Genomic DNA, 17,550 nt, shown 5'->3' with positions numbered 1-17,550 from the left:
GAAGAGATGGCCGGCGCAAAAGAGATACGTAACAAGATCGGGAGTGTGAAGAACACTCAGAAGATCACCAGCGCTATGGAAATGGTGGCAGCCAGCAAGATGCGCCGTGCGCAGGAACGCATGTCTGCCAGCCGTCCGTACGCTGAAACCATGCGCAAGGTGATCGGCCATATCGCTCAGGGGAACTTGGAATACAAGCACCCCTACCTCATCGAACGTGAGGTCAAGCGAGTGGGTTACATCGTCGTCTCCACCGACCGTGGCCTGTGTGGCGGCCTGAACATCAACCTGTTCAAAGCTGCCCTCAACGATATGAAGCAATGGAGCGCGAAAGGTGCCAAGGTTGACCTGGCACTGATCGGTAGCAAGGCCTCCAACTTCTTTGAACGGCACGGCGCCAAGGTGAAAGCCCATGTCTCCGGACTGGGTGACAACCCGAGCGTCAATGACCTGATTGGTTCAGTCAAGGTCATGCTGAAGGCTTACGACAACGGTGAGATTGACAGGCTGTATCTGGTGTACAACAAGTTCGTCAACACCATGGTTCAGCAACCAAAAGTCGATCAACTGCTGCCTTTGCCCGTAACAGAAGACAGCAAGCTCGCCAAGAAACACCACTGGGATTACCTCTATGAGCCGGATCCCAAGCAGCTGCTGGATACCCTGCTGATTCGCTACGTCGAATCCCAGGTGTACCAGGGCGTGGTAGAAAACTTGGCAAGTGAACAGGCAGCCCGAATGGTTGCCATGCAAGCCGCGACTGACAACGCCGGCAACCTGATTAACGATCTGCAACTGGTGTACAACAAGGCCCGTCAGGCCAGTATTACCCAGGAACTGACAGAGATCGTATCCGGTGCTGCTGCGGTGTAAGGCAAGGGTTATCAAAGGTTTAGAGGATTTGACATGAGTAACGGTTTCATCGTCCAAATCATCGGCGCTGTAGTGGACATCGAGTTCCCGCAGAATGCCGTGCCCCAGGTGTACGATGCACTGAAAGTCATCAGCGAAGGCCAAGGCCAGGGTCTGGTACTGGAAGTTCAGCAACAGATCGGCGGCGGCGTCGTTCGTTGCATCACCATGGGTTCCTCCGACGGTCTGCGTCGTGGGTTGGAAGTAGTTAACAGCGGCAAGGCCATCCAGGTACCGGTTGGTACCTCGACCCTGGGTCGTATCATGAACGTACTGGGCGAGCCCATCGACGAGAAGGGTCCGATCGGCGAAGAAGAGCGTTGGTCCATCCACCGCGAAGCCCCCAGCTACGAAGATCAGTCCAACAGCGCCGAGCTGCTGGAGACCGGCATCAAGGTTATCGACCTGGTTTGTCCGTTCGCCAAGGGTGGTAAGGTCGGTCTGTTCGGTGGTGCCGGTGTAGGCAAGACCGTCAACATGATGGAGCTGATCCGTAACATCGCGATCGAACACAGTGGTTACTCTGTATTCGCCGGTGTGGGTGAGCGTACCCGTGAGGGTAACGACTTCTACCACGAGATGATGGAGTCCAACGTACTGGACAAAGTATCCCTGGTATACGGTCAGATGAACGAGCCGCCCGGAAACCGTCTGCGCGTGGCGCTGACCGGTCTGACCATGGCCGAGAAGTTCCGTGACGAGGGTCGTGACGTGCTGTTCTTCGTGGACAACATCTACCGTTACACCCTGGCCGGTACCGAGGTATCCGCACTGCTGGGCCGTATGCCGTCCGCAGTAGGTTACCAGCCGACCCTGGCCGAGGAGATGGGTGTTCTGCAAGAACGTATCACCTCCACCAAGACCGGTTCCATCACCTCAGTCCAGGCCGTTTACGTGCCTGCGGATGACTTGACCGACCCGTCTCCGGCGACCACCTTCGCCCACCTGGATGCGACCATAGTACTGTCCCGTCAGATCGCGGCACTGGGTATCTACCCGGCCGTTGACCCGCTGGACTCCACCTCCCGTCAGCTGGATCCGCTGGTGGTTGGCAAGGATCACTATGAGACCGCTCGTGGTGTGCAGATCGTGCTGCAGCGCTACAAGGAGCTGAAGGACATCATCGCCATCCTGGGTATGGATGAACTGTCAGAAGAAGACAAACTGACCGTATCCCGTGCCCGTAAGATCGAGCGTTTCCTGTCCCAGCCGTTCTTCGTGGCCGAAGTATTTACCGGTTCTTCCGGCAAGTACGTGCCGCTGAAAGAGACCATTCGCGGTTTCCAGGGCATCCTGAAAGGCGAGTATGACGATCTGCCCGAGCAGGCGTTCTACATGGTTGGCGGTATCGACGAAGTCGTCGAGAAAGCCAAGAAACTGTAAGCCTCGATAGGAGGGCCCATGGCTGAGATGATCTCATTTCACCTGGATGTAGTGAGCGCCGAAGGGAAACTGTTTTCCGGTCGCGTGCAATCTGCCCAGGTAACAGGCTCCGAGGGTGAGCTGGGTCTCCGCCACGGTCATGCTCCGTTGCTGACTGCCATCAAGCCGGGCCTGGTCCGCTTGATCAAGCAAAATGGTAGCGAAGAGGTGCTGTACATCTCCGGCGGCATGCTGGAAGTACAACCCGAAGCCGTGACCGTGCTGGCCGATACCGCCATTCGTGCCGATGACCTGGATGAGGCGAAAGCCCAGGAAGCCAAGCGTCGTGCCGAAGAGCGGATCAGCAGCTCCCATGGTGATATCGACTATGCTCAGGCGTCTGCCGAGCTGGCCAAAGCAATGGCCCAGCTGCGGGTTATCGATATCGTCAAAAAGAATTACCGCTAATCACGGTGATGCAAAAAGCGACCTTCGGGTCGCTTTTTTTTTGCCCGTTGGATAGACTCCGCCGGGTATTTCCTCATGTTTCAAAGGCTGGCTATGTCTCTCAACGTCGTGATCCTGGCTGCGGGTAAAGGTACTCGCATGCGTTCCGTTCTGCCCAAGGTGCTGCACCCCGTCGCCAACAAACCCATGGTGTCCCATGTGATCGACACCGCCCGCCAGATAGGTGCCGAGCAACTGCACCTGGTCTATGGCCACGGCGCCGAGCTGCTCAAGGAGCGGATCGCCGCCCCGGATCTCAACTGGGTGTTGCAGGCGCAGCAGCTGGGCACCGGCCATGCGGTCGCCCAGGCGATCCCGTTCTGGCAGGATGAGGATGACGTGCTGGTGCTCTACGGCGACACCCCGCTGATCCAGCCAGAGACCCTGCAACGGCTGCTGGCCGCCAAGGCCGACGACGGCATGGCGCTGCTGACCGTGGTGCTGGACAATCCCACCGGCTACGGCCGCATAGTGCGGGAAAACGGCCAGGTGGTCGGCATTGTCGAGCAGAAGGATGCCAACGCCGAACAGCTCGCCATCCGCGAGGTGAATACCGGTGTGCTGGTGGCCAATGGCGCCCAGCTGAGCGGCTGGCTGTCGCGCCTGGACAACAAGAACGCCCAGGGGGAGTTCTATCTGACCGACGTGATCGCCATGGCCCATGGGGATGGCTGCCCCATCGCCGCCGTCCATCCGGACAGCGCCATGGAGGTGGAAGGGGCCAACAACCGGGTCCAGCTGGCGGCCCTCGAACGCAGCTATCAGCAGATGCAGGCCGAGAAGCTGATGATCGCTGGGGTCACCCTGATCGATCCGGCCCGCTTCGATCTGCGCGGCACCCTGGAGATAGGTGAAGAGGTGGTGATCGACGTCAACGTCATCATCGAGGGCAAGGTCAAGCTCGGCAACCATGTGCGCATAGGTGCCGGTGCCGTGTTGAAGGATTGCGAGATTGGCGATCACAGCGAGGTGAAACCCTACTCCGTCATCGAGGGTGCCCTGGTGGCGGATCAATGCTCGGTCGGCCCCTTCGCCCGTCTGCGCCCGGGTGCCGTGCTGGAGCAGGATGCCCATGTCGGCAACTTCGTCGAGATGAAGAAATCCCGGCTCGGGGTCGGTTCCAAGTGTGGTCACCTGACCTACCTGGGGGATGCGGACATCGGCGCCAAGGTGAATATCGGTGCCGGCACCATCACCTGCAACTACGATGGGGTGAACAAGTTCCAGACCATCATAGAGGATGACGTCTTCGTCGGCTCCGATACCCAGCTGGTGGCGCCGGTGCGCATCGGCAAGGGGGCGACCCTGGGGGCGGGTTCCACCATCACCAAGGATGTGGCCGAGCACGAGCTGGTGATCACCCGGGTGCCCCAGCGCCACATCAAGAACTGGGCCCGCCCGGTCAAGAAGAAGTGATGCCCGATCAATGAAATGAAACCGGCGCCTTGAGGGCGCCGGTTTTGTTTTCAGCTCTCCTGGCCCGGGGCTGGAGAAGGGGGCGGGTTGCCCATCACCCCATACCAGTCCAGCTTGCGGGTCAGCACCATGACAAGCGCCAGGATGGCGAACAGCAGCAGGGCGCCGAGCAGCAGGGCTATCTCCTCGGCTTGCAGCAGCCCGAACAGGATGGCGTAGACCAGCCCGAGCAGGGCCGCGAAGCCGAGGCCCTGACGCGGCCCCCCCAGCACATGGCTGAGGTAGAAGCCGTTGAGCGACACGCTGGCGAGGCTGGCGACCAGATAAGCCCAGCCAAAGCCGAGGTGCTCGGTCAGCGCCAGCAGCACCAGATAGAAGATGGCCAGCCCCATGCCCACCAGGGCGTACTGGATCGGGTGTACCCGCAGCCCCCTGAGCAGCTCGAACATGAAGAAGCTGAGGAAGGTGAGGCCGATGAACAGCAGGGCGTACTTGGCGGCCCGCTCGTTCAGCTGGTAGTGGTCCACCGGTTGCACCAGGCTGACGCTGAAGGTCGGTAACTCGGCCCCCGCTCCCTTCATCATGCGGGTGAAGCGCCGCTCCATGTCGGTGGCAAACCAGCTGGTCTGCCAGCTGGCGTCGAACCCCTGATCGTTCAGGGTGCGGCTGCCGGGCAGAAAATCGCCGATGAAGTTGGGATGGGGCCAGTTGCCACTCAGGTTGAACCTGCTGTCCTGGCCTATCGGCACTACCTCGAGTGCGTTCATGCCCTGCAGGTTCAGCTCGATGTGAAAGCGGCCATCTTCCCCGGGCAGGCGCTCGAGCGGAGCATGGATACCGGCCAGGCCGTCACCCAGCAAGGCTCCGGGGGCGAACGGAATGCGCCGCTCCCCCAACTGCAGCTCGGGCACGCTGCTGATGCCGCGAGCATCGGACAGCACCAGGCTGAGGTAGGGTTTGCCCGGGATCAGGGCGGGATCCGCGGCGTCGAAGCTCAGGTCCGGGTTGCCGGCCACCAGCGCCTTGTCGGCCAGGCTGGCCGGCAAGCGGCCGGAGAGGGAGAGCCGGCCGTGATAGACCTGGGCCTGATAGATGCCGAGCTTGCGCGGGGTGACCTCCATGCTGGCCCGCACATCCAGTCTGTCCGGCAGCAGGTAGCGATAGACCCGCTCCTCGCGCACGAAGCGCTTGCCATCCTGCTCGACGGTGACGGCCCGGGTATAGGGTTGCACCAGCACAGGCCCCAGCAAGCGCTGCGGACCGCTGCTGCTGGCCATGATGCTGTGGATGGCCTGGCTGCGGTAGGCCTGGCGCTCCCGGTTCAGCTCCATGATGGAGTGAACCGGGATCATCAGCAGCAGGCTGAGCAACAGCAGCAGCACTATCTTGTGGGTGAATATCTGTTTGACCATGACGCCTCTCCTTGTTGATGGGGTCGACTGTGCCCTGGTCGGGTGAAGCGGGGATGGGGCCCTGTGAAGTGGGAGTGAAGGAGGATAAAAAAACCGGCGCCAGGCGCCGGTTGGGGATCAGAGTTTCTTCAGCTCTGCTGGCAAGGCGGCAAACACCTCTTCCTTTGCCCTGAGGGACGCGAACTGCTTGCCGGGTTTTTGCACCACTGTGTGCACGAAGATGAGCTTCTTGTCCTGCTTGCTGGCCCAGCCGACGAACCAGCCGATCTGCTGATCCCGGTTGAGGCTGCCATCCAGCAGCTTGGGATAGCCCATGCCGGTCTTGCCGTGGATCTGCCAGCCATCGATGTCGGGCTGACGCAGCAGAGTGCTGGTGCGGCGCACCGCCTCGGCGGAGACCGGCAGCTTGCCGCCCACCAGCTTGCCGAGGAAGCGGGCCTGCTCCTGGGGGCTGATGGCGAGGCTGGAGCTGAGCCAGGCCTGGGTCAGGCCGTCGTGCTTGCCCGGGTTGCCCGACAGCTCCCGGTTGCCGTAGTCGAAGCGGTCGACATACTGCTGGAAGCGCGCCTCTCCCAGCCATTCGGTGAGGCGTTGGGAGTACCAGATCACCGAGAACTTCATCCAGTTGCTCGGGGTGGTGGTCTGTTTCCATTCCGGCAGGAAGTCAGGGTCGCCGGCTTTGAATGGCAGGGCGGGCAGTTGTTCATCCACCAGGAAGCCGCTCTCATAGCCCATCAGCGCCAGCGGGATCTTGAAGGTGGAGGCGGGCGTCAGCTGGCTGGCGCAGTCACCCTGGGCGCTGAGGGGTTTGCCGCTGCCATCGGCGAACAGCAGGCAGCCCGTGGTGGCGTTGGCGGGCAAGGCACAGAAGAGGCCGGCGGCAAGCAGGCCGGACAATAGAATGCGGGACATGAACATCTCCTTGATTCATCAGAACGCGGGTAGACGGGTCCGGGCGGGACCCTATCCGAGGAGGCGCAGCTTAGCCCGGCTCTGTGTGTTCAGTGTGAAGTCTTCTGGCCGGCAGGCAGCCAGAGTTCGGCCAGCACCCCACCTTCAGGCTGGTTGCCCAGGGTCAGCCGGCCGCCGTGCTGGCGCGCCACCTCGGCGGCAAAGCTGAGCCCGAGGCCGCTGCTCTTGCCCTTGTCGGGTCTGGGCAGGGAGTAGAAGCGCTCGAAGATCCGCGGCAGCGCATAGTCCGGGATGCCGGGCCCCTGATCCCGTACCCGGAAGCAGTAACCCCCCTCCTCCATGGCGCCACTTAGCCGGATGTGACCCCCGGCGGGTGAGAAGTCGAGGGCGTTGTCCAGCAGGTTGCCCAGCGCCTGCTCCACCAGCAGGGGATCCCACTTCTGCCTGGGGGCGTCGGCGAGCTCTGCCGCCAGGGCCACCTGACGACGGGCAGCGACTATCTGGCGGGCATCCAGAGCTCGCCTGCCCAGCGTGGCGGGGGCTGTGGCCTGTCTGTCCAGCCCCTGCCCCGATTCGAGACGTGCGAGCTGCAGCATGCGTTCGATCAGTTGCTGCATGCGGGCCGTCTCCAGATTGATGTTGCCGATGAAACGCCGCGCCACCTCGGGGGGCGGCGCCTCGGCGAGGATCTCCCCTGCCCCGCGGATGGCGGCCAGCGGGCTTTTGAGCTCGTGGGTCAGGCTGTGCACATAGGCTTCGATGTAGGATTTGCCGTCCAGCTGGCGGCGCATGGTCTCGAGGGAGTGGCCGAGCCGGTCCAGCTCCGGGCTGTGGAGGCGCGGCAGGCTGGCGGGCTGACCCTGGCTGACCGCATCGGCATAGTGCACCAGCTTGCCGATGGCGCGGGTGAGCCACCACACCAGCAGGGCGCCGATCAGCAGCGAGATGAACAGCAGCAGGGCCGCCCCCTGCAACAGCTGGTGCTCGCTGCGCTCTATCATGGGCAGCAGGGTGCGGTTGGGCTTGGCGACCGTGAGGGAACCCAGGATCTCGTCCCCCTCGCGCAGGGGGGCGGCCACGTGCATCACAGAGCTGGCGGGATCGTCAGGGTCGCTGCGGGTGCTGCGGGCGCCATACTCCCCGCGCAGGGTGCGGTAGACGTCGTTCCAGCGGGAATAGTCCTTGCCCAGATCCACCCCGTCCGAGTCATAGACCACCTTGCCTTTAGCGTCGACCACATAGATGCGGTACTCCGCCTGCTGCTTGAGGTGACCGTCGATCAGGGCGTTGATGGGGCTCTGGTTGAGGCGGGCGAAGGCGCTGGCCAGCCGGCCATCCGCCATCCTCCCCTCCTGCAGATCGTCCAGGGCCAGGGGGGCCAGCAACTGGGCCATGTCCACCAGGGTATCCTCGGTGGCGCTGCGCACCCCGGGTTTGATCTCCTCGACGAAGATCTCCAGCACGAACCAGGCGGCCAGGGCGAAGATGAGCACCAGGCCGCACAGCAGTTGCAATCCGATTCTCATCTCATCCTCCGGCCGGTGCCCGGCCCCCTGAGTTCATGCCAGCTCCAGGCTGTAGCCCAGCCCGCGATGGGTCAGGATCAGATTGGTCTCGGAGTCCCGCTCCCGCAGCTTGGCGCGCAGGGTCTTGATGTGGGTGTCGACGGTGCGATCCAGGCTCTCTTCGGCCCCGCTCCACACCAGGTCCATCAGCTGCTGGCGGGAGTAGACCCGGCCCGGCGCCTGCATGAGCGTCTTGAGCAGCAGGTATTCGTAGCGGGTGAGGGTCAGGGGCTGACCGTGGAAGCAGATGCGGGCCCGCTCCTCGTCCAGTGCCAGCAGGGCGCTGGGCTGGGGAGCGCTCGGCTGGCTGCGGCGCAGAATCACCCTCACCCTGGCGCACACCTCCCGTGGCGAGAAGGGTTTGGCCACGTAGTCGTCGGCCCCTATCTCCAGCCCGATCAACCTGTCTATCTCCTCGCTGCGGGCGGTGAGAAACATCAGGGGAGTGTCGGTCAGGGCCCGCACCTGCTTGCACAGCTCGAAGCCGCTGATGTCTGGCAACCCCACATCCAGGATCAGAAAGTCCGGGCGCGACTGTTCCAGTCGCGCCAGCAACGGCTGGCCGAGGGGGAACCACTCCACCTCGAAACCGTCGGTCTGCAGGGCATAGATCAGGGTGTCGGCGATGCTGGCCTCATCTTCCACCAGCCAGATGACTCGTTTTTGCATGGCGTCCTCGTCACAAATCGGCCTGACCATTCTGGCATCGAACCAATTCGGATCCTATTTGCCGTTTGATTTTTCCCGAAAAGGTATTAATATTTCGCCATTCTTTCGAATCGAAACTTTAAGATGACCAAACGCAACACTCAACAGCGCCGTCACACCATAGTGACCCTGGTGCAGGAACAGGGCGAAGTCAGCGTCGATGCCCTGGCAAAGCACTTCTCCACCTCGGAAGTGACCATCCGCAAGGATCTGGCGGTGCTGGAGACCGGCGGTCTGCTGCTGCGCCGTTACGGTGGCGCCGTGCCTCTGCCGAGCGAGATGGTGGTGGACAGCAACCCGGATCAAGTTTCGAAACGAAAGCTGGCCATCGCCCGTGCCGCCGCCGAGCGCATCCGCGATCACAACCGCGTCATCATCGACAGCGGCAGCACCACCAGCGCCATGATCCCCATGCTGGGCAGCAAGCGCGGCCTCATCGTGATGACCAACTCCCTCAACGTGGCCGGTGCCCTGCGCGAGCTGGAGAACGAGCCCACCTTGCTGATGACCGGCGGCACCTGGGATCCCCACTCCGAATCCTTCCAGGGACAGGTGGCGGAGCAGGTGTTGCGCTCCTATGACTTCGACCAGCTGTTCATCGGCGCCGACGGCATAGACCCGGAGCGGGGCACCACCACCTTCAACGAGCTGGTGGGCCTCTCTCGGGTAATGGCCGAGGTGTCCCGCGAGGTCATCGTCATGGTGGAGTCGGAGAAGATAGGCCGCAAGATCCCCAATCTCGAGCTGCCCTGGTCCAGCATCCATACCCTGGTGACCGACGAGGGGCTGGACGACGAGGCCAGAGCACAGATCCAGGCCCGGGGGATAGCACTGATCTGCGCCCCCGTGGCGGTTTGACCCAAACATCCAACTATCCAAACGAATTTCCGTTTTTACCTCTTGAGGAGAAGTCTATGTGTGGCATCGTCGGGGCTGTGGCCCAACGTGATGTGGCTGAAATCCTGGTAGAAGGCCTGCGCCGTCTGGAATACCGTGGCTATGACTCCGCCGGTGTGGCCGTGTTCAGCGCCAACCAGCCGCTGCAGCGGGTGCGCCGCCTCGGCAAGGTGGCCGAGCTGGCCAAGGCGCTGGAAGAGCAGTCCGTCCATGGCGGCACCGGCATCGCCCACACCCGCTGGGCGACTCACGGCGAGCCGTCCGAGCGCAATGCTCACCCCCATGTCTCCGAGCATATCGTCGTGGTGCACAACGGCATCATAGAGAACCACGAAGAGCTGCGCAGCCAGCTGCAGGGCATGGGCTACGAGTTCACCTCTGACACCGACACCGAGGTGATTGCCCACCTGGTGCACCACGAGCTGAAATCCGCCCCCAGCCTGCTGGCGGCCATGCAGGTCACGGTGAAGCAGTTGCGCGGTGCCTACGGCACAGTGGTGATGGACAGCCGTGACGACAGCCGCGTGGTGGTGGCCCGCTCCGGCTCGCCCCTGGTGATAGGTCGCGGCATCGGCGAGAACTTCATCGCCTCCGATCAGATGGCCCTGCTGCCGGTGACCCGCCGTTTCATCTTCCTGGAAGAGGGTGACGTGGCCGAGGTGACCCGTCGCGACGTGCACATCTTCGACACCGACGGCAATGCCGTGGTGCGCGAGGAGCTGGAGTCCGAGCTCTCCCACGACGCCGGTGACAAGGGCGAGTACCGCCACTACATGCTCAAAGAGATCTACGAGCAGCCCAAGGCCATTACCAATACCCTGGAAGGCCGTCTGGGCACGGATCACGTGGTGGTCGAGTCCTTCGGCAACGGCGCCCGTGCCATCTTCGACAAGGTGGAGCACGTCCAGATCGTCGCCTGCGGCACCTCCTACAACTCCGGCATGGTGGCCCGCTACTGGTTCGAGGAAATCGCCGGCGTCTCCTGCGACGTGGAGATCGCCTCCGAGTTCCGCTATCGCAAGTCCGTGGTGCGCCCCAACAGCCTGCTGGTGACCCTCTCCCAGAGCGGCGAGACCGCCGACACCCTGGCGGCCCTGCGCCTGGCCAAGGAGTCCGGCTACATGAGCTCGCTCGCCATCTGCAACGTGCCGGGCTCCTCCCTGGTGCGGGAATCGGATCTGGCCTTTATGACCCGGGCCGGTGCCGAGATCGGGGTGGCCTCCACCAAGGCCTTCACCACCCAGCTGGCCGGCCTGCTGATGCTGGTGGCCTCCGTCGGTCACTGCCGCGGCAACCTGAGTGCCGAGGCCGAGGCCGAACTGGTCAAGGCGCTGCAGGCCCTGCCGCTGCGCATCAAGGAGAGCCTGGCCCTGGCCAAGCAGATCGAGACTCTGGCCGAAGAGTTTGCCGACAAGCATCACAGCCTCTTCCTCGGTCGTGGTAGCCAGTACCCCATCGCCATGGAGGGGGCGCTCAAGCTGAAAGAGATCTCCTACATCCACGCCGAGGCCTATGCCGCCGGTGAGCTCAAGCACGGCCCGCTGGCACTGATCGATGCCGAGATGCCCATCATCGTCGTGGCGCCGAACAACGATCTGCTGGAGAAGCTGAAGTCCAACGTGGAAGAGGTGCGCGCCCGTGGCGGTATCCTCTATGTGTTCGCCGATGCGGACGCCGGCTTCAAGAGCGACGAGACCATGCGGGTGATGAGCCTGAATCACGTAGAAGAGATGATAGCCCCCATCGTCTACACGGTGCCGTTGCAGCTGCTCTCCTACCACGTCGCCCTCATCAAGGGCACAGACGTGGATCAGCCGCGCAACCTGGCGAAATCCGTGACCGTGGAATAAGCCGTTGTCAGACATAAAAAAGAGCCGCTGTTGCGGCTCTTTTTTTGGTTTCTTGGCGGGGTTGCCGTTACGACAGCCGCAGGTTGGTGATGGTCACGTCGTCCAGCGAGGGCACTATGATGCCGCTGGAGATGCTCTTGGCGATCGCCTGGTTGCGGTTCTTCGAATCCGTCTTGTTGGTGACCTGATTGAGGTGGAAGTTCACGGTACGCTCGCTGATACCGAGTATGGTGGCTATCTCCCAGGAGGTCTTGCCCTCGCTGGCCCAGAACAGGCACTCCTTCTCCCGATCCGACAGCTCGGCCAGATGCTTCATCAGGTCCGGCCTGCTCTTTATCAGCTGCAGCGCCGCGTTGAAGATGTAGCTGGCACAAAATGAGAGCATGGGAACGTTTTCAAACATCAGGTCAGAGTTGGACCTTTCCTTGCTGATGAAGGAGAGGATGCCGTGTTCCCCCTGAGGGGTGTGCAGCGGGAAGGAGACACCGTTTCGCACGCCAAAGTCGGCGGCGAGATTCATCACTTCCCGGCTGGCGCTGGGCAGCCAGGGGGAGTCGCAGTCGAGCTTGTTCCAGAAGATGGGCTGGGTCTGCTTCAGGCCCAGGAAGACCACAGGATCCTGGGTCAGGTAGTGCCGCTCCGTGTAGGCATCAAACCAGCTGGTCGGGCAGTTGTTGAACAAGGCCACGTGTGATTTCTGCATGCTGATGGGGAAAATGATCAGCAACCTGAAGTAATCAAATCCCATCTGATGGCTGAAGCGCTCCAGTTGTTGCTGGATGTCGCTGGTTTTCTTGGCCTTGGTGAACCGATCTATGTGTTCCCAGATCGCATCGTTAAACATGTAAGTCTCCTTTTTCGACCACTTATCATCCTGATCGAAAAGACATTTTTTAGTTATTTAAAATGGTGTTGTGACTACCAACGCCAGTTGTTCCCGTGCTTGTCTAAAAAGTATCCTGTTTTTTCAGCCACAGGCCAAGAAAATCATCTGATTGCCACTGACCCTACTCTTTGAGACAATGAGAATAGTTATCATTGTTAAGATTGTGTACCATGAAAAAGATCTGGGGTCTGGCCTTGTTGCCATTGGCCGTTCATTTCGTCGCCTCGGCAGACGATCTGGTCGCGCCCGCACTGAAAAACAGCATCGCGGATGGGAAAGCCTCCCAGCAGCGCGTAGAAAAGGCGGCCGATGCCGCCGTTGCCGCCCGGCTGGAGCTGCAAAATGCCCAGCTGCAACTGCGGGATCTGGAAGCCTACAACCGCTACATGCAGTCTCTGGTGGCCGATCAGCAGAATGAGCTGGGCAAGCTGACTCAACAGCTGGAAGCGGTTCAGGAGACCCGTCAGGGCCTGATCCCGCTGATGTTGCAGATGCAGGCGGATCTGGAAAAGCTGGTGCAGGATGACATTCCCCTGCGCAAGGAGGACCGTCTGGCGCGGGTCGAGCAGCTGAAGGTGACCCTGGCCCGGGCGGACGTGAGCGAGGCGGAGAAGTTCCGCCAGCTGCTGCAGGCCTACCAAATCGAAGCCGAATACGGCAGCCGGATGGATGCCTATCCCGCCCAGCTGGCGCTGGATGGTGCCGAGCGCCGGGTCGATGTGCTGGCGCTCGGTCGCGTCTCCCTGCTGGCCATGACAGCCGATCGCACCCAGGGCTGGCGCTGGTCCGCCGAGAGCAAGACCTGGCTGCCGCTGGATAGCGAGTGGCTCAGCCCCCTTGCCGATGCGCTTGACATGGCGGCCGACAAGAAAGTCCCGCAACTGTTGCATGTGCCCCTGTCTGTCGCGCGTAGCCAGGAGGCTCAGTCATGAAATGGTTCCCCCTTCTGATCACCCTCTCCCTCTGCTCCCAGCTGGCCCTTGCCAATGAAGAGTGGCAACAGCAGGAACAGGCCCGCGAGCAACAGGCACAGCAGGATCTGGCGTCTGTCTCCACCGAATTGCACAGTGCCCGCGCCAGGCTGGCCGAGGCTCAGCGCCTGAGCAAGGAGCTGGCCGGTCAGTTTGCCAGCAATGAAAAGCAGCTGGTCGAGCTCAACACCCGCTGGGAGCAAGCCTCCGGCGACATGAACGAGATCTTCGCGGTGACCCGTCAGGGGGCCAGCGATGCGGTCAAGCTGCTGGGTGACTCCTCGGTGCAGGGCCAGTATCCGGATCGCCTGACTGCCTTGAAGGCCATGGCCCAGGACAAGCAGGTGCCGGATCGCGCCGCCCTCGCCCTGCTGCCCGCCACCCTGCTGCAGGAGATCCGCGAGTCGGGTCGGGTTGTCCAGTTCGATGGCAAGGTGCTCAATGCCCAGGGCGCGGCCAGTGAGCAGGCGCTGACCCGGGTCGGGAGCTTCGCGCTGTTTGGCAGCGAAGGCTTCCTGCAACCGAGCGGCGAAGGGCTGATCCCTGTACTGGGACTGCCCGGCGGCTTGCTGTCCGAGCTGACCGCCTATCAGGGCAAGGAAGGTGAGGCGTTGCCGCTGGATCCCTCCCACGGCGTCCTGCTCGAGATGCAGGCCCAGGCACCGACCTTCTGGCAGCAAGTCCAGCAAGGGGGCCAGGTAGGCGCCATCATAGTGCTGCTGGCCGCCATCGGCCTCGGCATTGCCGCCGTGCGGCTCTGGACCCTCTCCAGCGAACTGACCCTGGTGCGTCGCCAGCTCAAGAGCGGCGAATACCACGCCGACAATGCCCTCGGTCGAGTGCTGACGGTGGCGGACAAGCACCCGGAGCTGAGCATGGAGACCCTCGAACTGAGGCTGGACGAGGCCATATTGCAGGAGACGCCCCGGATGGAGCGTGGCATCGGCATGGTCAAGGTGATCGCGGCCATCGCCCCCATGCTGGGGCTGCTCGGCACCGTCACCGGCATGATAGGCACCTTCCAGGCCATCACCCAGTTCGGTACCGGCGATCCCAAGATCATGGCGGGCGGCATCTCCATGGCGCTGATCACCACGGTACAGGGGCTGGTGGCCGCCATTCCGCTGATCCTGGCCCACAGCCTGCTGCAATCCCGTTTCACCGAGCTCTCCAACGTGCTGGAGCAGCAGGTCGCCGGCATTCTGGCCGAGCGGGCCGAGAATAACGGGGACGGGATGGAGCGGGTGGCATGATGGTCGACATCTGGCAACAGTTGCAGAGCTTCATGGGCCGTGGCGGCCCCGTGCTCTGGGTCATCCTGGCCTTGCTGGTGCTGATGTGGATTCTGATGATCGAGCGGTTGCTCTACCTCAACCTGGGCTTCGGCCCGCTGCAGCGGCAGCTGTTCGGCCGCTGGCAGGGACGCAGCGAGCGCCACAGCTGGCACGCCAAGGCGATCCGCAGCCGCTGGCTGGCCGAGGCAGAGCTCGAGCTCAACCGCCATCTCATCTTCATCCGCACCCTGGTGGTGCTCTGCCCCATGCTGGGTCTGCTCGGCACTGTGACCGGCATGATAGGCGTATTCGATGCGTTGGCCGCCGCCAACCGCTTTAACCCGGAGAGCATGGCGGGCGGTATCTCCCGCGCCACCATCCCCACCATGGCAGGCATGGTGGTGGCGCTCTCCGGCGTGTTGTTACTCAGTCGTCTCGAGAGCCAGGCCAAGCGTGCGCTGGCCAAGACCCGGGACGGCCTGCGAGAAGAGAAGGTAATGCAATGAGACGGCAATCCAAACGCCAGCGTGATGAAGTGCAGATCGACATGACCCCCATGCTGGATATCGTGTTCATCATGCTGATCTTCTTCATCGTGACCACCTCCTTCGTACGGGAAGCCGGGTTAGAAGTGCACAGGCCCCAGGCGAGCCAGGCCAAGGCGCAGAAGTCCTCCAGCATCATGCTGGCGATCGGCGCCCAGGGGCAGATCTTCCTCGACCGCAAACAGGTGGATGTGGAGCGGGTGCAGGCCAGTCTGGCCCGTCTGCTGTCGGAGCAGCCCGATGCCAGCCTGGTGATCCAGGCCGATGAGCGGGTGCCCCATGGCAAGGTGGTACGGGTGATGGATGAGGCCAAGGCGGCAGGCATCGCCAATATCGCCGTGGCGGTGGCGCCGAAATGAAGTTCAAGCTGATGAGCCTGGGGCTGGGGATTGCCCTCAGTCTGGGGATCCTGCTGTTCATGGCCACGCTGGTGGAACCTCCCCGGGGAGAGAAGGCCTCGTCCGAGCAGAAAGCCATCGTCATCAACATGCAGACTGAGGTGAACGAGGTGCAGGTGCGCGAGCGTCCGGTACCCCAGGAGCCGGAACCCTTGCCGGAGCCTCCCGCCGCCCTGGCGTCCACGCCAATGCCCATGCCGGCGGCGGCGCCGCTGCCCTCGGTGCAGCCCAGCCTGGATCTGGTATCCAGCCTGAGCGCGGTGCAGGTATCTGCCCCTGGGGTCGCAACCAGCCCCACCCCGGTGGCGAGCGGCAGCTTCCATGGTCAGTCCCAAGGCGCGGGCATAGGGGTCGGCGACATGTTGACCCCCTTGCAGCGAGTCGAACCCGTCTATCCCTATCGGGCCCAGCAGGCCGGCATAGAAGGCTCGGTGACCCTGCGCTTCAGCGTCGATGCCGAGGGGCGGGTACAAGATGTGGAAGTGATCGACGCCAAACCCAAGCGGCAGTTCGAGCGGGCGGCGATTCAGGCCGTCAGCAAGTGGCGCTACCAGCCAAGACCGGGTGCCACCGACAAGCTGGTGCAAACCATCAATCTCAAATTCAAATTGGAGTCGTAACCATGTTGCGGATCTGGATCTGTCTGCTGGCCCTGGTCAGTCAAGCCTGTCTGGCCATGGAAGTGAGCCCTCATTTCTCCCGTCAGCTGGAGCCCGTGATGAAGCTCTATCAGTCGGGTCAGTGGCAACAGGCCCAGAACAAGGCGAGCGGGCTCAAGCCTGGCTCCGATGCCGAGCGCGCCTGGCTGGCCCAGTTGCAGGCATCACTGGCGGCCAACCTGCAGCAGACCGCACAGGCGAGTCGCTACGTGGAACAGGCGCTGGCCTATAAAGAGTGGCCCGAGCAGCAGCAGCTCCAGTTGCTGCGTCTGCGTGGGGATATCCAGGCGCAGCAATCCAACTGGTCAGGCGCCATCGCCAGTTACAAGGCGGCACTGGCACTCAAGTCCGACGATGCCTTGCGTCTGCGCCTGGCCGGCCTCTATTACCACAACAAGCAATATGGCGAGGCGGTCAGCCAGAGCGAGCAGTTGCTGAAGAAAGGCTGGCACAAGCAGACGGCGATCATTCGCCTCTCCGCCCTCACTGCCCTGCAACGTTATGGTGTGGCGGCGGATCAGGCGGAAGAGCTGATCCGCCACGAACCGAAAGAGAGCAAGTGGTGGCAGCAGGCGGTATCCCTTAACCTCTCCGCCAAGCGCGGGGACCAGGCGCTGGCGCTGTTGCAGACAGCCATCGACCGTCAACTGATGGACGATGCCGCCGCCCGCAACCAGCTGATCCGGCTCTATGCCTGGCAGGGGCTGCCCTATCGCGGCGCCCGTCTGCTGGAAGCGGCCATGGCCAAGGGACAGATGAAGGCGAGTGCCGAGAACCAGCAACTGCTGGCGCAGTTGTGGGAAGGTGCCCGCGAGTGGCCCAAGGCGGTAGATAGCTGGCAACAGCTTGCCAAACAGCATGCCCAGCCCAAGGCGGCCATGCGCGTCGCCGAGCTGTTGCTGCAACAAGGCAAGACAGAAGCCGCCATGACCCAGCTGGTGTCCATGAAGTCAGCCAAGGGTGAGCAGGGCAACAGAGCCAAGGCACTGCTGGTGCAGGCACATCTCAATAAGGAGCAGTATGCCCAGGCGCTGGAACTGGCTCGCGAGCTGCAACAGCAGGACAACTGGCAACAGCGGGCGACCAGCTGGGTCAACTACATCCAGGCCCAGACCGATGGAATGAACAAAAAAGCGGCATGAAACGGAGCTAAAACTCTCATTTCATGAGGTTCAGCCTGCTTTTTCAGCAAACGAACGCATTTTTACAAAAAGCCCTTGTCATCGTGAACCGGCTCCCTATAATGCGCCCCTACCAGCACGGCGGAACACGCCAA

17 protein-coding genes are annotated in these 17,550 nt (G+C 62.3%); 12 read left to right on the top strand and 5 right to left on the bottom strand.

The window, feature by feature from the left end; translation table 11 throughout:
- Positions 1 to 6: 6 nt before the first annotated feature.
- From atpG to glmU, 4 genes are all read left to right on the top strand, one after another.
- Positions 7 to 873, top strand: a complete 867-nt coding sequence (gene atpG, locus AAHB08_RS13520) for a F0F1 ATP synthase subunit gamma (RefSeq protein WP_041206629.1) — start codon at positions 7 to 9, stop codon at positions 871 to 873.
- 33 nt (positions 874 to 906) lie between these two features.
- The gene (gene atpD, locus AAHB08_RS13515; protein ID WP_041206630.1) at positions 907 to 2,295 is read left to right on the top strand and encodes a F0F1 ATP synthase subunit beta; all 1,389 of its coding nucleotides are present in this window, start codon (positions 907 to 909) and stop codon (positions 2,293 to 2,295) included.
- A gap of 18 nt (positions 2,296 to 2,313) precedes the next feature.
- Positions 2,314 to 2,742, top strand: a complete 429-nt coding sequence (locus AAHB08_RS13510) for a F0F1 ATP synthase subunit epsilon (RefSeq protein ID WP_025328862.1) — start codon at positions 2,314 to 2,316, stop codon at positions 2,740 to 2,742.
- 93 nt (positions 2,743 to 2,835) lie between these two features.
- Positions 2,836 to 4,197: a bifunctional UDP-N-acetylglucosamine diphosphorylase/glucosamine-1-phosphate N-acetyltransferase GlmU gene (gene glmU / locus AAHB08_RS13505; protein ID WP_161507795.1), complete on the top strand. Its 1,362-nt coding sequence runs from the start codon at positions 2,836 to 2,838 to the stop codon at positions 4,195 to 4,197.
- Between the two features lie 50 nt (positions 4,198 to 4,247).
- Here glmU and creD read toward each other — a convergent pair whose 3' ends face one another.
- From creD to blrA, 4 genes are all read right to left on the bottom strand, one after another.
- The gene (gene creD / locus AAHB08_RS13500; RefSeq protein WP_342059219.1) at positions 4,248 to 5,609 is read right to left on the bottom strand and encodes a cell envelope integrity protein CreD; all 1,362 of its coding nucleotides are present in this window, start codon (positions 5,607 to 5,609) and stop codon (positions 4,248 to 4,250) included.
- A gap of 117 nt (positions 5,610 to 5,726) precedes the next feature.
- Positions 5,727 to 6,521 carry a class D beta-lactamase gene (gene blaOXA / locus AAHB08_RS13495; RefSeq protein WP_342059218.1) on the bottom strand — a complete coding sequence of 265 codons (795 nt, stop codon included), beginning with the start codon at positions 6,519 to 6,521 and terminating at the stop codon, positions 5,727 to 5,729.
- Between the two features lie 89 nt (positions 6,522 to 6,610).
- Complete coding sequence (gene blrB, locus AAHB08_RS13490) at positions 6,611 to 8,047, bottom strand: beta-lactam sensor histidine kinase BlrB (RefSeq protein ID WP_319914232.1); 1,437 nt, start codon at positions 8,045 to 8,047, stop codon at positions 6,611 to 6,613.
- Between the two features lie 33 nt (positions 8,048 to 8,080).
- Positions 8,081 to 8,755: a beta-lactam response regulator transcription factor BlrA gene (blrA, locus tag AAHB08_RS13485; RefSeq protein WP_202048007.1), complete on the bottom strand. Its 675-nt coding sequence runs from the start codon at positions 8,753 to 8,755 to the stop codon at positions 8,081 to 8,083.
- Positions 8,756 to 8,878: 123 nt separating this feature from the next.
- Between blrA and AAHB08_RS13480 the strand changes: the two genes are divergently transcribed.
- Positions 8,879 to 9,652, top strand: a complete 774-nt coding sequence (locus tag AAHB08_RS13480) for a DeoR/GlpR family DNA-binding transcription regulator (protein ID WP_139437167.1) — start codon at positions 8,879 to 8,881, stop codon at positions 9,650 to 9,652.
- Positions 9,653 to 9,708: 56 nt separating this feature from the next.
- Positions 9,709 to 11,541 (top strand): glutamine--fructose-6-phosphate transaminase (isomerizing), encoded by a 1,833-nt coding sequence (gene glmS, locus AAHB08_RS13475; protein ID WP_247627654.1) that lies wholly within the window; start codon positions 9,709 to 9,711, stop codon positions 11,539 to 11,541.
- A gap of 67 nt (positions 11,542 to 11,608) precedes the next feature.
- Here glmS and AAHB08_RS13470 read toward each other — a convergent pair whose 3' ends face one another.
- On the bottom strand, positions 11,609 to 12,385 hold the full coding sequence (locus AAHB08_RS13470; RefSeq protein ID WP_005326226.1) for a LuxR family transcriptional regulator: 777 nt from the start codon (positions 12,383 to 12,385) through the stop codon (positions 11,609 to 11,611).
- A 212-nt stretch (positions 12,386 to 12,597) separates the two neighbouring features.
- Between AAHB08_RS13470 and AAHB08_RS13465 the strand changes: the two genes are divergently transcribed.
- Genes AAHB08_RS13465 through AAHB08_RS13440 form a run of 6 tightly spaced genes read left to right on the top strand, consistent with a single transcriptional unit; the run spans position 12,598 to position 17,416 of the window.
- Positions 12,598 to 13,359, top strand: a complete 762-nt coding sequence (locus AAHB08_RS13465; RefSeq protein ID WP_342059217.1) for a DUF3450 domain-containing protein — start codon at positions 12,598 to 12,600, stop codon at positions 13,357 to 13,359.
- A complete protein-coding gene (locus AAHB08_RS13460) occupies positions 13,356 to 14,651 on the top strand; it encodes a MotA/TolQ/ExbB proton channel family protein (RefSeq protein ID WP_342059216.1) in 1,296 nt (431 codons plus the stop codon). Before AAHB08_RS13465 ends, AAHB08_RS13460 begins: the two co-directional genes overlap by 4 nt.
- The gene (locus AAHB08_RS13455; protein ID WP_025328851.1) at positions 14,648 to 15,178 is read left to right on the top strand and encodes a MotA/TolQ/ExbB proton channel family protein; all 531 of its coding nucleotides are present in this window, start codon (positions 14,648 to 14,650) and stop codon (positions 15,176 to 15,178) included. The genes AAHB08_RS13460 and AAHB08_RS13455 overlap by 4 nt, the downstream gene beginning before the upstream one ends.
- Positions 15,175 to 15,576 carry an ExbD/TolR family protein gene (locus tag AAHB08_RS13450; RefSeq protein WP_025328850.1) on the top strand — a complete coding sequence of 134 codons (402 nt, stop codon included), beginning with the start codon at positions 15,175 to 15,177 and terminating at the stop codon, positions 15,574 to 15,576. Before AAHB08_RS13455 ends, AAHB08_RS13450 begins: the two co-directional genes overlap by 4 nt.
- Entirely contained in the window at positions 15,573 to 16,235 is a 663-nt protein-coding gene (locus tag AAHB08_RS13445; protein WP_025328849.1) for an energy transducer TonB, read from the top strand. The genes AAHB08_RS13450 and AAHB08_RS13445 overlap by 4 nt, the downstream gene beginning before the upstream one ends.
- 2 nt (positions 16,236 to 16,237) lie before the next feature.
- The gene (locus AAHB08_RS13440; RefSeq protein WP_342059215.1) at positions 16,238 to 17,416 is read left to right on the top strand and encodes a tetratricopeptide repeat protein; all 1,179 of its coding nucleotides are present in this window, start codon (positions 16,238 to 16,240) and stop codon (positions 17,414 to 17,416) included.
- The last annotated feature ends 134 nt before the right edge of the window (positions 17,417 to 17,550 follow it).

This window comes from Aeromonas sp. OTU364 (assembly GCF_038440395.1).
GTDB lineage: Bacteria > Pseudomonadota > Gammaproteobacteria > Enterobacterales > Aeromonadaceae > Aeromonas.
Note: the sequence above shows the minus strand (reverse complement) of the source record. Positions and strands in the feature narration are given on the sequence as shown.